Origin of the sequence: Frankia alni ACN14a, assembly GCF_000058485.1 — a bacterium.
GTDB lineage: Bacteria > Actinomycetota > Actinomycetes > Frankiales > Frankiaceae > Frankia > Frankia alni.
Genome location: NC_008278.1, coordinates 5,172,380 through 5,186,058 on the forward strand (window position 1 = coordinate 5,172,380; position 13,679 = coordinate 5,186,058).

General features: G+C 72.6%; 12 protein-coding genes. 7 read left to right on the forward strand and 5 right to left on the reverse strand.

Features of this window, described 5'->3' with window-relative positions:
• Positions 1–787 precede the first annotated feature (787 nt).
• Positions 788–1,462, forward strand: coding sequence for a hypothetical protein (locus FRAAL_RS20830; RefSeq protein WP_041939570.1), 675 nt, complete (start codon positions 788–790; stop codon positions 1,460–1,462).
• 72 nt (positions 1,463–1,534) lie between these two features.
• Here FRAAL_RS20830 and FRAAL_RS20835 read toward each other — a convergent pair whose 3' ends face one another.
• Together FRAAL_RS20835 and FRAAL_RS20840 are read right to left on the reverse strand one after the other, a co-directional pair.
• Positions 1,535–2,383, reverse strand: a complete 849-nt coding sequence (locus FRAAL_RS20835) for an enoyl-CoA hydratase (RefSeq protein WP_011605891.1) — start codon at positions 2,381–2,383, stop codon at positions 1,535–1,537.
• The gene (locus FRAAL_RS20840; protein WP_011605892.1) at positions 2,380–3,306 is read right to left on the reverse strand and encodes an aldo/keto reductase; all 927 of its coding nucleotides are present in this window, start codon (positions 3,304–3,306) and stop codon (positions 2,380–2,382) included. The genes FRAAL_RS20835 and FRAAL_RS20840 overlap by 4 nt, the downstream gene beginning before the upstream one ends.
• Before the next feature lie 455 nt (positions 3,307–3,761).
• Between FRAAL_RS20840 and FRAAL_RS20845 the strand changes: the two genes are divergently transcribed.
• Positions 3,762–4,523 (forward strand): 3-hydroxyacyl-CoA dehydrogenase, encoded by a 762-nt coding sequence (locus tag FRAAL_RS20845; protein WP_011605894.1) that lies wholly within the window; start codon positions 3,762–3,764, stop codon positions 4,521–4,523.
• A 29-nt stretch (positions 4,524–4,552) separates the two neighbouring features.
• Here the strand turns inward: FRAAL_RS20845 and FRAAL_RS20850 are convergent, their stop codons facing one another.
• On the reverse strand, positions 4,553–5,794 hold the full coding sequence (locus tag FRAAL_RS20850; RefSeq protein ID WP_157892172.1) for an acyltransferase family protein: 1,242 nt from the start codon (positions 5,792–5,794) through the stop codon (positions 4,553–4,555).
• 308 nt (positions 5,795–6,102) lie between these two features.
• Here FRAAL_RS20850 and FRAAL_RS20855 point away from each other — a divergent pair, with 308 nt between their 5' ends.
• The 3 genes from FRAAL_RS20855 to FRAAL_RS20865 all read left to right on the forward strand — a co-directional run bounded on the left by FRAAL_RS20855 (position 6,103) and on the right by FRAAL_RS20865 (position 8,697).
• The gene (locus tag FRAAL_RS20855; protein WP_157892405.1) at positions 6,103–6,708 is read left to right on the forward strand and encodes a PaaI family thioesterase; all 606 of its coding nucleotides are present in this window, start codon (positions 6,103–6,105) and stop codon (positions 6,706–6,708) included.
• A gap of 87 nt (positions 6,709–6,795) precedes the next feature.
• A complete protein-coding gene (locus FRAAL_RS20860; protein ID WP_231861147.1) occupies positions 6,796–7,401 on the forward strand; it encodes a PaaI family thioesterase in 606 nt (201 codons plus the stop codon).
• 165 nt (positions 7,402–7,566) lie between these two features.
• On the forward strand, positions 7,567–8,697 hold the full coding sequence (locus FRAAL_RS20865) for a PP2C family protein-serine/threonine phosphatase (protein WP_011605898.1): 1,131 nt from the start codon (positions 7,567–7,569) through the stop codon (positions 8,695–8,697).
• A 95-nt stretch (positions 8,698–8,792) separates the two neighbouring features.
• Here the strand turns inward: FRAAL_RS20865 and FRAAL_RS20870 are convergent, their stop codons facing one another.
• Complete coding sequence (locus tag FRAAL_RS20870) at positions 8,793–9,329, reverse strand: MerR family transcriptional regulator (protein WP_011605899.1); 537 nt, start codon at positions 9,327–9,329, stop codon at positions 8,793–8,795.
• 62 nt (positions 9,330–9,391) lie between these two features.
• Positions 9,392–11,230 carry an MFS transporter gene (locus FRAAL_RS20875; protein ID WP_011605900.1) on the reverse strand — a complete coding sequence of 613 codons (1,839 nt, stop codon included), beginning with the start codon at positions 11,228–11,230 and terminating at the stop codon, positions 9,392–9,394.
• A 172-nt stretch (positions 11,231–11,402) separates the two neighbouring features.
• Here FRAAL_RS20875 and FRAAL_RS20880 point away from each other — a divergent pair, with 172 nt between their 5' ends.
• Positions 11,403–12,035 (forward strand): TetR/AcrR family transcriptional regulator, encoded by a 633-nt coding sequence (locus tag FRAAL_RS20880; RefSeq protein ID WP_041939571.1) that lies wholly within the window; start codon positions 11,403–11,405, stop codon positions 12,033–12,035.
• Between the two features lie 149 nt (positions 12,036–12,184).
• Positions 12,185–13,573 (forward strand): nucleotide disphospho-sugar-binding domain-containing protein, encoded by a 1,389-nt coding sequence (locus FRAAL_RS20885; RefSeq protein WP_011605902.1) that lies wholly within the window; start codon positions 12,185–12,187, stop codon positions 13,571–13,573.
• Positions 13,574–13,679: the final 106 nt, after the last annotated feature.

A 13,679-nucleotide genomic window follows, 5' to 3' on the forward strand; every position in this document is an offset into this window, starting at 1 on the left:
CGGCGCCACCGGTGGACCGGCCACAGCCGCCACACCCGGAGAACTCACACCCCTACCCCGCCGACATAGTTTACTAGGTATTCGATGACGGCTGCCACCGCCTGGAGGCGGGTCGTCATCCCCGCCCGACGGCACGACTCCACCGAACGTCATGATCGCCAGAGTTGGAGCTCGGGCCGGGGCAGTCCGCACGCCCCCCTGGTCGGAGGTGGATACGCCCTCCGGCCAGGACGGACCACCCGACCGGGGCAGGCCGGACCACCCGACCGGGGCAGGCCATACCGCTCAGCCAGGGCAGGCCGGGCCGCCTCCCGGCGGGGGGCCGGCTGGCCCTCCGCGACGCCCGCGACCACACCGCTTTACCTGATTCGCGGGTAGGACGAAGGTGCCGTCGCGGGCGACCTTCGACACGCGCGGTGTCCATCTGGTTCTGTGTCGGCACGGCCGCGCGCCGCCCGCCGAACGCCGGCGCGCCGTCCGCGGATGGCGACATAACCGCCTGAGCAGGGTATATGCCAGGCTTGAAGAGCGGCCCTCGGTGAATCGACCGGCGAAGCGCGCCGATGCTAGCTCGCACCTGGATTACCGCGGGTAGCTGCCCCCGGTCGGACTTTCGCCCCTATTACTGGCCGGCCCGCCACAAATGTAGGATGTTCATGTCGATCAGTCATCGACACTCGGGCCGGGGTGATTACCGGCCGCAATCCCCTCCGCAAAGTGGCCGCGAGACGTCTGCGCGGCCGCAGATCCCATGATTCCGCGTTTCCGACAATCGGAGGACGACGGCGTGACCGACAACGCCGCGGCAGCTCAGCCGCTGCACGTGCAGGGTCGAGATGCGGTGATCGCCGCATCACAGGGCGTGACCTGGCGTGACGGAGAGCCCCCGGATTACCACCTGTCCCACCAGACCATGCCGGCGGAACGCTCCGTGCACCACGAGCCCGGTTCACTCGCCGACATCGTGGAGCGGGTCGTCCAGGTCTTCGAGATGGAGCTGTCCCACAAGAAGAACCCGTCCGAGTGGGTCAGCATGGTCGCCGACAAGGTCAGGGTCAGCGTCAACGGCGGACCCGGGGTGGGCAGCGCCGAGCTGGCCGAGCGGGGCAGCTACAACGTCCTGATCGGGGAGAACCCGTACTACTCGGCCACCGAGGAATCCTTCGAGTCGTCGCACGACGTGTTCCACGAGGCATTCCCCGGGGGCTTCTTCTGGGAGGTCCTGGAGGTCTACTCGCCGCCGCCCGTGATCACTTTCAAGTGGCGGCACTGGGGCACCTTCAGCGGTCCCTACAAGGGAGTCGAGCCCACCGGCGAGCGCATCGAGATGTACGGCGTGACGGTCGCCCACGTGACCGACGACCTGCGCCTCACCGATACCCAGCACTTCTACGACAACACTGAATTCCTGGGCCGGCTCGCCCGCGGTCAGCTCGCACCCAACCCGCACGCCCACCAGTAGGAACCGCACCGCGGCGCCCGGCCGGGGGCGCCGCGGTCCACCCTCGACGGTCCACGCTCAGACGGTCCGCCCTCAAGCGGGCGGGCGGGCGGTACCGGCAGGCCTGGCGGTGTCGATCACGGCGGTGAACCGGTCCTGGGCCTCCTGCGGATCGACCCGCCAGTGCCGGGCCGTGCCCGCCTCGCGGGCCAGCGCGTCGGCCAGCGACCTGCCCTCGCCCTCGGCGTACAGCTCCCAGGCGGCGGCCAGCGCGCGCCGGCTCGTCCGCGCGGTTGCCGCCGCGAGCTCCACCGCCCGCGTCACCACCGCCTTGTGCGCCACCACCTCGGTAACCAGGCCGATGCGCAGCGCCGTGGCGGCGTCGATCTGCTCGCCGGTCGCGGTGAGCCGGCGCGCCCAGCGCGTTCCGACCGCCCGCGGCAGCAGGGCGCTGAGCCCCCAGCCGGGCACCAGGCCGACCCGGGCATGCGTGTCGGCGAAACGGGCCCGCTCGGAGGCCACCGCGAACGAGCAGCTCAGCAGCACCTCCAAGCCGCCGGTAACGCACGTGCCGTTCACCGCGGCGACCACCGGCTTCGTCATCGCCCGCAGGGTCGCCGCCGGGTTGAGCGAACGCACCCCGCGCGGCTTCGGGCCGGGGCCGAGCGCCTCGGTCAGGTCGACCCCCCCGGTGAACGCGGGATCGGTGCCGGTCAGCACCACCGCGACCACCGCGTCGTCCCCCTCGGCCTCGGTCAGTGCCGCCATCAACGCCTGCCGGGTCGCGACGTTCAGCGCGTTGCGCACGGCCGGGCGGTGCAGCGTCAGCAGCAGCACCGGACCACGCCGCTCCACCAGCAGCGGCCCGGACCGGTCCACCAGCAAAGGCTCGGGCCGGTCCACCAGCGGCGGCTCGGGCCGGTCCGCGGCCGGGCCACTCACCGGCTCCCACCTACCACCGGGCCGCCGCCCCCGGCCCTGGCCTGGGCGGGGGCGGAGCTCGCGGCGCCGATCGCGGCCACCTCGTCGTCGGTGAGCGCGACCCAGGCGGCGTCGACGTTGGCGTCGAGATGACGGACCTTCGACGTGCCGGGAATGGGCAGCAGCACCGGGGAGCGCCGCAGCAGCCAGGCGAGCGCGACCTGCGCGGCGTCCGCCTCACGGGCGGCGGCGATGGCGTCGAGTACCGCGCCGAGGCGCTCGCCGACCAGCACCGGTGCCCACGGCAGGAAGGCGAGCCCGTCGCGCTCGCAGACGGCCAGCACCGCCTCCGCCGTCCGGTCTCCGGCGTTGTACCGGTTCTGCACGCTGACCACCTCGCCGAGCGAGCGGGCGAGCGCGAGCTGCTCGGGTGTCACGTTCGACACGCCGATGTGGCGGACCTTGCCCTCCCGCTGAAGGTCGAGGAAGGCACCGACGGTGTCCTCGTAGGGCACCTGGGGGTCGGGCACGTGCACCTGATAAAGATCGATGGCCTCGACCCGCAGCCGGCGCAGGCTCTTCTCGCACTCGGCCCGGATGTGCTCGGGGCGGCCCAGCGGCGGCAGGCTCGTCGCTCCCGGGGCGATCTTTCCCGGCCGGAAGCCCGCCTTCGTGGTGATGAGCAGGTCGTCGGGGTACGGGTACAGCGCCTCGGCGATGATCTCCTCGGACTCGCCGTACCCGTAGATGTTCGCGGTGTCGATCAGGTTGACGCCGCGCTCGTACACCCGGCGGGTGAGCGCGACGGCCTGCGCGCGGTCGCGGACCCCCTCGGCGTTGCGGGCGCCGGAGATCCGCATGGCGCCGAAGCCGAGGCGGCGCACGGTGTGGCCGGCCAGGCGGAACGTGCCGGTCGTGGTGTCGTCGAGGGTGCGGTGGGCCATGTCTCGATCACGAGCCTCTCGCTGGCGGGATGGCTGCGGGTCCCGGGGCCGTTCGCCCGACAGCGGCACCAAACGGGGCGATGTGGGACCGTACGTCAGGTGGTCGACGGTTCGTTCGCCAGCCCGCGCGGCCCGTCCGGGACGGCGTGCCGGCGGGTGCCGCCGCGGCCGGGGGACGATCCGTCGCGGCGCGCCGCGACGGATCGGCAACCAGGTGCACACCCCGCCATTAGAGCACTAAGTTAACTATCAGAACGCGGATTCCGGCCTGTCAACCCGCACGACCCCGCACCGCTCCGCCCCGCCGTCCCGGGGCGACGACAGGCACGGCAATACATTTTACTGTTTACACTATTAATCGGTCCCTTCGTCGCGGGCCCCGCCTGCCGACGGCCGGGCCGACGCACCCGTGGCCCGGCCGGCGCCGAGCCACCGTCCTTCCGAGAGGAACTCACGTGCAGATCGCGGATTCAGTCGCAGTGGTGACCGGCGGGGCGTCCGGCCTCGGCCTCGCCACCGCCACCCGGCTCGTCGACGCCGGCGCGAGCGTCGTCCTGCTCGATCTCCCGAGCTCCAACGGTGCCGCGGTCGCGGAGAAGCTCGGCAGCGCCGTGCGCTTCAGCCCCGGTGACGTCACCTCGCCCGAGGACGTCACCGCCGCGTTGGACGCGGCCGCCGAGCTCGGCCCGCTGCGGATCGCCGTCAACTGCGCGGGCATCGGCAACGCCGCGAAGACGCTGGGCAAGCAGGGGCCGTTCCCGCTCGACCTCTTCGAGCGGGTGGTGCGGGTCAACCTGATCGGCTCGTTCAACGTCATCCGGCTCGCGGCGGAGCGGATCAGCCAGGTCGAGGAGATCGAGGGCGAGCGCGGCGTCATCATCAACACCGCGTCGGTGGCGGCGTTCGAGGGTCAGATCGGCCAGGCGGCCTACTCCGCCTCCAAGGGCGGCATCGTCGGCATGACCCTGCCGATCGCCCGCGACCTGGCCAACCTGAAGATCCGCGTGGTCACGATCGCCCCCGGCCTGTTCGACACCCCGCTGCTCGCCTCCCTGCCGGAGCCGGCCCGCATCTCCCTCGGCCAGCAGGTGCCGCACCCCTCCCGGCTGGGCTCCCCCGACGAGTACGGCCTGCTCGCCACCCAGATCATCGCCAACCCGATGCTCAACGGCGAGACGATCCGCCTCGACGGCGCGATCCGGATGGCGCCGAAGTAGATCGCCCTACCGCCCGCCGGGGCGGGTGGCTAGGCCACCGGCCCGGCGGCGGGGACGGCCTGGTCGGGGCGACGCTGGGCGGGGACCACGGGGCTCGCCGCCCAGCGCGGCCGCCGCCGCTGCGCCGGCCGTTCGACCAGATAGTGGGAGCCGGCGGCGAGCGCGGTGCTCAGCGCGATGGCGATCAGCACCTGGGCCGGCGTGTCGACGCGGTCGCCGAGGCGGTCGCGGACGGTGCCGGCGACCGGGAAGTGCCAGAGGTAGAACCCGTAGGAGATGCGGCCGAACCAGGCCATCGGCGCACTGCCGAGCACGACCGCGAGCGGGGCCTGCCGGCACCGGTCGAGGGACACCACGACCACCCCGGCGAGCAGCGCGACACCGGTGAAGCCGCCCAGGTCCAACGCGGTGATCCCGTGCCCCGGCTCGGGAGCGACGAAGGCGAGCCCCACCAGCGCCGCCAGCGCCACCGGCCCGGCGACCGGCAGAATCACCCCGGAGGCGCCGCGCAGGCGCGCCGCGAGATCGGCCAGCCGCACCGCGCCGGCGAAACCGTGCAGCCGGGCCCCGCCCGGGTCCGCCGGCCCCGGCAACCGCGGCCCGACCCACCCCCAGGCGGCGAGGGCGGCCCCGACGAGCAACGCGTCGGCGCGGGTGTCCAGGCCGAAGTAGATCCGGGCGTCGCTCACCCCGGCGGCGATGAGGATCTCCCGCCAGACGAACACGGCGACCGCCGCGGCGGTGAGGATCGCCGGCAGCCGCCGCCGGGCCGCCGGGCGCCGGCACAGCAGGACCAGCACCGCCGGCCAGATCAGGTAGAACTGCTCCTCCAGCGACAGCGACCAGGTGTGGCCGAACCAGGCGCCGCCGGAGTCCGGCCGGAACACCCGGTAGTAGTTGTTGACGTAGAGCAGCGAGCTGACCGCGTTGTCCAGGAAGTCCCACTGGTCGGCCCGGCTCTTCACCGCGACGACGAGCACCGCGCCGACCGCGACGAAGACGCCGAACGCCGGCAGCAGCCGGAAGGCACGCCGCACGTAGAACCGGGCCAGGGAGACGCTGCCCGTGCGGTCCCGCTCGGCCAGCAGCAGCCCCGTGATCAGGAAGCCGCTGAGCACGAGGAACACGTCGACGCCGAGAAACCCGCCGGACAGGACGCTCATGTGGAAGCCGAGCACCGCGAGGACGGCGAGCGCCCGCAGGCCGTCGAGGGCCGGGTTGTACCCCGCGGCCCGCGGAACTCCCGGTGAACCACCGGATTCAGGCATCATTCCAGCCACCCCCAGGACAGAACGATCTGACGTGCGCGGATCCCGCCGACGCGGGCCGCGGCGCCCGCACCCCGCGGCCCGACGGCACCGCCGGTCGTGTGCGACGCGACACAAGCGGCACTCTAACGTTCGTTCGCCCGAAACGGGCTCGACCCAGGCGGAATGCGCCCGAAGGGCCCGGCCGGTCTTCCGTGGCCGTGCTGTGCCGGACATCTCGCCCCGAGTGCGCGCATCGGGCGTCCTGGCAGGCAAAGGTGGAACAGACGGTCGTGCTGCGGGGTGCGCGGCCCGACGACGGGAGGAACACGGTGGCGGACGGGAGAGATGCCGGCAGCGCGGTGAAGTCGGCCGCGGAGCACCGCGAGTTCGTCGACCTCGTCGAGGCGCTGCGCGCGGCCCAGGACACGATCACCGGCGCCAGCCCGCCCGAGGACGTCGCCCGCAAGGCCCGGGAGGGGCTGGAGGAGGTGACCCGGTTGCTCGCGCCGTTCACGGTGAGCGAGGCCGAGCAGCTCGCCGGCTACCTGATCACCGAGCCCGGCCACGCCCAGGCGCTCGCGCCGGTTCTCCACGTCGACGAGAGCAGCACCGAGCACGTGCGGGGCCGGCTGGTACTCGGGCGTTACTACCTGGGCGGCAACGGCGCCGCGCACGGCGGCAGCATCCCGCTGTTCTTCGACGACGTGCTGGGCCGGCTGGCGAACGACGGCGGGCGAGGCACCTCCCGCACCGCCTACCTGCACGTCAACTACCGCAAGATCACCCCGGTCGGGCAGGAGCTGCGTGTCGAGGCCCACGTCGACCGGGTGGAGGGCCGCAAGCGCTTCGTGGTCGGGACGATCCACGACCCCGAGGGCGACCTCACCGTCGATGCCGAGGGACTGTTCGTCGCGTTGCGCCCCGGCCAGCCCTGATCGCCCTCGCGGCCGGGCAGGCCGGACGGGACACCGACACCGACAGTGAGCGAGCCTTCGCGGGCGGCTCGAGGAGTGGAGGAAACGGTGGCAAGGGCGAGACACGCGTGGGGCCATGACGTGCCGCCCGCGGAGCACCCCGAGTTCGTCGGCCTGATCGAGGCACTGCGCGCGGCGCAGGAGACGATCACCGGCGCCCGGCCGCCGGAGGACGTCGCCCGCAAGGCCCGGGAGAACCTCGAGGAGATCACCCGGTTGCTCAGCCCGTTCACCGTGGGCGAGTCCGAGCAGCTCACCGGCCAGATGAGAGGCCTTCCGGGCCGGGCGCAGGCGCTGGCACCGGCCTTCCACGTCGACGTCGAGGGCAACGACCGGGTTTCGGGCCGGGTCGTGTTCGGACGCTTCTACCTGGGCGGCAACGGCGCAGCGCACGGCGGCAGCCTTCCGCTGCTGTTCGACGAGGTGCTGGGCCGGCTGGCGAACACCGGCGGCCGTAGCCCCTCCCGGACGGCCTACCTGCACGTGAACTACCGCAAGATCACCCCCGTCGGCCCGGAGTTGCGGGTGGAGGCCCACTTCGACCGGGAGGAAGGCCGCAAGCGCTACCTCGTCGGGACGATCCGCGATCCCGAGGGCGAGATCACCGCGGACGCCGAGGGGCTGTTCGTGGCGCTGCGCCCCGGCCAGCCCTGACCGCCCCCGCTCGCCGCGTTCACCCCGGCTGAGCTGGGATTCTGCTTCAGCCCCACGGCGAGGGGGTAGTTGAGGCAGCATGAGGCTCGACCGCGGCACGTGGCCCCCTCACCGGCTCGGCCCAGGTTGGCTGCGGCCCGTCCCCCGGTCCGGCGGTGCCCCCCGTTGACGGCGCTGTCCTCCAGGGCGGGGCGCTGGTTCGCCGCGCTGCTGCCACTGCTCATGCTGGCCGGGGTCGCCGCGTTGGAACTGAGCAACCGGGAGTGGACAGTCCTGGAGCTGGCGGTGCTGAGCCCGATGCTTGCCGCCACGTTCGGTGGCCCTCGGCTGACCGCGCTGTACGGGGTGCTGGCCATCGGCGTGGGAGTCATGCTCGGCATTTACGATCATCTGTTCGGTCAGAACGATGGCGGCCCGACCGCCCAGATGGTGCGCCTCGGCGGGGTCGCCGTGGGCGGCGTGCTGGCGGTGCTGGTCAGCCGGTACAACACCCGACGGGAGACGAAGCTGCAGAACGTCACCCGGGTGGCGGAGGTGGCCCAGCAGTCGATCCTCGCCGCGGTGCCGCGCTCGTCGGGGGACCTGCGCTTCGCGGTGCGCTACGAGAGCGCCGCGGCCGAGGCGCGCATCGGCGGGGATCTGTACGAGGTCGTCGACACCGCGTGGGGCACCCGGCTGCTCGTCGGCGACGTGCGCGGCAAGGGCCTCGACGCGGTGCGCATCGCCAGCCGGGTGCTGGGCTGCTTCCGGATCGTCAGCCGATCCGCGGACGACCTGCCCGCGGTGCTGGCCGGTCTGAACGACGAGGTCGCCGAGGTCTGCGGGCTCGACGACTTCGTCACCGCGGTGGTCGGGCAGATCGACGGCCAGCGGCTGTGGCTGGCCAACGCGGGCCATCCCGACCCGGTGCTGGTGCGTGCCGGGCGGGCGAGCCTGCTCTGCGTCCCGATCCGGCTGCCGCCGTTGGGCCTGCTCAGCGGCCCTACGGGCGCCGACGGGGGCGGCGGGGGCATCGCCGAGAACACGATCGAGGTCATGCTGCTGCCCGGGGATCGCCTGCTGCTCTACACCGACGGCGTCACCGAGGCCCGCGACCCCACGACCGGCCGGTTCTTCCCGCTGCTGCCCGCGGTACAGGCCGCGCTGTCCCGCGGCACACTGGAGGAGTCCGTCGCCGACCTGGTCGACCATGTGCGGGCGTGGACCCGCTCGACCCTGAACGACGACGTGGCCCTGCTGGCCGCCGAGCTGCCCCGCCCGGCGGGCCGGCTGCGCCGAGGCCCACCGGGCGGCTGATCCCCCGTCGACGGCTGATCCCCCGTCGACGGCCGCCTCCCCGTCGACGGCCGCCTCCCCGTCGGGTGGCCCGTGACGGCGCGGCCAGGGCGCGGTCAGGACGAGCGGGCGACGGCGCCGTCGCGGAACCGGTTCATCCGTTCGAGCCGCTCGTCGATCTCGTCACGGAAGGCCGCCAGCCGGCTGATCTTCTCGTCGATCTCCGCGCGGAGCTTGACATACGCGGTCTCACCCTCGGACAACAGCCGCAGCCGGTCGCCGTCGTCGGAGGCGGCGTGGAACTCCACCCGTACCTGGGCGAGCCGGTCCTCGTAGGCGAGGATGGTCCCGATCTCGTCCAGGTTGAAACCAAGCAGGGTCTGCAGCTCCCGGATCCGGCGGACGCGGGCCAGGTCGGAGTCGGCGTAGAGCCGGTTGCCGCCGGAGGTCCGCCCCGACGGGGTGAGCAGCCCCACCTCCTGGTAGTACCGCAGCGCCCGCACCGAGACTCCGAGCTCCTGCGCGGCCTGCCCGATGCCGCACAGCTCGCGCGCCGCCTTCTTCATCTGGTCCTTGTCACGCACCCCACGATTGTTTCTCACGTCCGCGCCGCGGCCGGGTGGCGCCTCCTCGCCGTCGACGGTGTCGCCCATCGCCTGTCAGGACCTCTCTGGGCTGGGATGTGCCGAGTCAGGGCCGTCCTTGTTCCGCGGCCCTACCGTTCGGCGGCCAGCGTGCCGCCGTCCGCAGGCAGTGCGCTGCCCGCGCCGTCCTCCATCGCCGCGACGTCGCCGACGCCGGCCAGGCCCTCGCCGGCGTCCTCGATCAGCGAGTGGCGCACGTGCGGGGCGCCCTTGCCGCGCAGCCAGGACAGCACCGCGCCGAGCGCGCAGGCGATGGCGGCGAAGTAGAAGGCGAGGTGCAGGCCGTCGCCGAACGGACCGGCGATGAGGTTCGGGAAGAACGTGTGCCCGGTGAGGAAGTGGGCCTTGCTCGGGTCGAGGGAGTTCAACGTGTCCGGGCCGAGGAGCTGCTCGGTCGGGTTGATGCCGAGGAAGGCGGAGAACAGGCTGCCGATCGGTGGCAGGTTCGCCAGCTCGTGGGCCTTCGACGGGTCGACGCCCTGGGCGGTGAGGCCGGAGAACATCGCGTCCGGCAGGCTGGAGGCCAGGCCCAGGACGATGACGGTGAAGAACACGCCGATGGACAGCACGCTCGCCGAGTTCTGGAACGTGTTGAGCATTCCGGCACCGGCGCCGCGCTGGTTCGGTGGCAACGTGTTCATCACGGCCGTGGTGTTCGGCGCGGCGAACAGGCCCATGGACAGGCCCATCAGCAACAGGATGGCCGCGAACGCCACGTAGTTGAAGTCGATCGGGATCACGTTGAACAGCAGGAACGCGACGGCCGTGGTCACCAGGCCGATGGTGGCGAACGGGCGCGCGCCGTAGCGGTCGGCGAGCCGACCGGCCACCGGCCCGGAGAGCAGGAAGCCGACGGTGAGCGGGATCATGTAGATGCCGGCCCACAGCGGCGTCCGCTCGAAGCTGTAGCCGTGCAGCGGCAGCCAGATCCCCTGCAGCCAGATGATGATCATGAACTGCAGGCCGCCGCGGGCGAGCGCGGCGAGCAGCGCGGCCAGGCTGCCCATGGTGAACGCCCGGTTGCTGAACAGCTCCAGCTTGAACATCGGGTCCGGCGAGCGCAGCTCGATCACGACGAACCCGATCAGCACGGCGAGCCCGCCGAACATGCAGATCAGCACGAACGGCTTGGTCCAGCCCATCGTGTGGCCGCCGTAGGGCTGCAGGCCGTAGATGATGCCGGTCAGGATCGCGATGAGTCCGATGGCGAAGGTGATGTTGCCGGCCCAGTCGATCCGGGCCCGGGTCCGCACGCCGTTGTCGCGCAGCTTCAGGTAGGCCCAGACCGTCCCGAAGATCCCGAACGGCACCGACACCAGGAACACCAGGTGCCACTCGACCGGGGCGAGCAGGCCGCCCACCAGTAGGCCGAGGAACGACCCGGCGATGGCGGCGACACCGTTGATGCCCAGCGCCAGTCCACGCTCGTTCTCCGGGAACGCGTCGGCGATGATCGCGCTGGAGTTGGCGAACAGGAACGCGCCGCCGATGCCCTGCCCGACCCGCATGATGATGATCCACAATGCGGCGGTCGTGCCGTGCATCCAGGTGACGGCCAGCAGGATCGAGAACACGGTGAAGACCGCGAAGCCGAGGTTGTACATCCGCACCCGGCCGAACATGTCGCCGACCCGGCCGAGGCTCACCACGAGCACCGACGTGACCAGCATGAACCCCATCAGGGTCCACAGGAAGTACGACGTGTTCCCCGGGGCGAGCGGGTCGACCTTGATCCCCCGGAAGATGTCCGGGAGCGCGATGATCAGGATCGAGCTGTTGATCGTCGCCATCAGGACACCGATGGTCGTGTTCGACAGGGCGATCCACTTGTAGTTGTCCGAACCGGACACGGTCGGGACGTCATCGGCCCCGGGCGGCGAGGTGCCGGCGGTGGTGTCGGAAGTCGTCACGGCAGGAAGGCTAGTGCCTCCATCTCACGTCAGCGGTAGATGTGATGCGGCTCATAGTGGCTGCACGCACAAACGGGAACCTTCCGCGCACCGCCACCTCCGTTCCACCACCTCTGACGTGCACACGACACTCATGGGCGGCAAATTTCGCGGTACGGTTCATACCGTGAACATGGAGCCGAGCCGGGCGTACCGGCAGCGCAGCCGGGCCGAGACCACCGAGGCGAACACCGGTCGGATCCTGCGCGCGGCCACCGAACTCTTCGTCGAACGCCCGTTCGAGCACGTCACCCTGCCGGCGGTCGCCGAGCGGGCCGGCGTCGGCCTGCAGACCGTCATCCGCCGCGTCGGGACCAAGGACGGTCTCGTACGGGCCGTCAACCGCTGGATCGTGCCGCAGATCGCCGCCACCCGCGGCGACCCAAACGACGCCCGCCCGGTCGGCGACGACCTGGCCGGGGTGAGCGACCGGCTGGCCCGGCACTACGAGCAGTGGGGGCGGATCACCGAACGCACCCTGCACCAGCAGGACGCCTCCCCGGCGCTGAAGGAGAGCGCCGACGCCGGCCGGCGGGCCCACCGGGAGTGGATCGAGGCGGTCTTCGCCGCCGACCTCGATCCCCTTCCCCCGGCTGCCCGGGACGACCTCGCCGGCCGCCTCGCCGCCGTCTGCGGCGTCGAGTTCTGGCTCGTCCTGCGCCGCGACCAGGACCTGTCGGTGGCCGCCGCGCGTGCGGCCGTCGCCGACCTCGCCGCAGCCTGCCGCCACCTCGCCCGCCGCCCTCCCGCCTATCCAGAGGGATAAATCGGGCAACGAAGGCCTCCGGATAACCGGGGGCCCGCCCGCGGCCACGGCGCAGGCCGGAGTCGGCGGCGCAGGCCGCGCGCCCTCATCCGCTCCCCACCCCGCCAGATCGCCGCCCCGCCACATCCTCGCCCCGTCAGGAGATCGCCATGACGCGTTACCTCGTCCACTGTTCGACCGCCGCCGGACATCTGTTCCCGCTCATCCCCGGCCTGCTCGCCCTGCAGGAACGCGGCCACGACGTCCGGCTGCGCGTCGGCGCCGCGCTCGTCGACACCGCCCGGCGCGCCGGCCTGCGCGCCGAACCCTTCGATCCGCGCATCGACGAGATCGTCGTGCGTGACGACGCCGCCGGGAGTGGCGCCGACCAGCTCCGGCTGGCGCTGGCCGGGCTGATGGCCCGCGGGCCGTTCGAACGGGCCGACCTGACCGCGGCGATCGACGCCGTCGACCCCGACGTCGTCCTCGTCGACACCAACGCCTACGGCGCCGCGGTGGCCGCGCAGGCGTCCGGCCGGCCGTGGGCGATCACGCTGCCGTCCCTGGTCGCACTGCCCGGACGCGGCATCCCGCCCTACGGGCTGGGCCTCGCCCCGGCCCGCGGGCCCCTTGGGTGGGCGCGGGACCGGGCGCTGTGGCCGCTGGTGATCCGCCAGTACGGCAGGGCGATGCTGCCGCCGCTCAACGCGCTGCGCGCCGGGGCTGGCCTGCCCGCGCTGACGAACCCGCTGGAGCACTTCCTCAGCGCCGACCGGCTGCTGGTCCTCGCCGGCGACCCGCTGGAGTACCCGCGGGTGGATGCGCCGGCGAACGTCAGCTTCGTCGGCGCGCAGATCTGGGACCCGCCGGCCGCGGTGCCCGACTGGCTGACCGAGCCGGGCGACCCCTGGGTGCTCGTCACGATGTCCACCGATTACCAGGGCGACGAGCGGCTCGCCGAGGTGGCCGTCGAGGCGCTGCGCGACGAACCGATGCGAGTGCTCGTCACCCTCGCCGACGCCCACGGCCGCGTCGATCTGCCGGCGGCGGCCAACGTTCGGACCGAGCGGTTCGTCCCGCACGGCCCGGTGCTCGCGCGGGCCGCGGCGGTCGTCTGCCACGGGGGGATGGGCATCGTCCACAAGGCGCTGGCGGCGGGCGTGCCGATCGTCGCGGTGCCCTTCGGCCGCGACCAGCCGGAGGTCGCCCGCCGGGTGGTCCAGGCCGGCGCCGGGATCAGCCTGTCGGCGAAGCGGCTGACCCCCGACGGGCTGCGCACCGCCCTGCACGCGGCGATGGCCGGCCGGGCGGCCAGCGCCGAGGCGTCCCGGCGGCTGCGGGCCTTCGTCGAGGATCAGTCCGCCCCGACCGGCGGACTCGACGGCGCCCACGCCGTCCCGACCGGCGCGTTCGCCGGCGACACCGAGGGTGCCGGTGAGTTCGATCCGGCCCGTGGACCGGCCGGGCTCGGCGGGGCGCGCTTCGCCGACGCCGCGCAGGAACTCGCCCCACCCACCGCGGCGGCCGACAACTCCCCGGTAATGATCACGTCGAGATAGTTGGTCGACGCCCGGGGACCGACAGGCGGGCTCTCCCGCTGCTGGCCTCCAGCACGATCATCCGCCTGCGGAAGAGGCGGTCTGGAGAAAATCCACCCACTTTTCG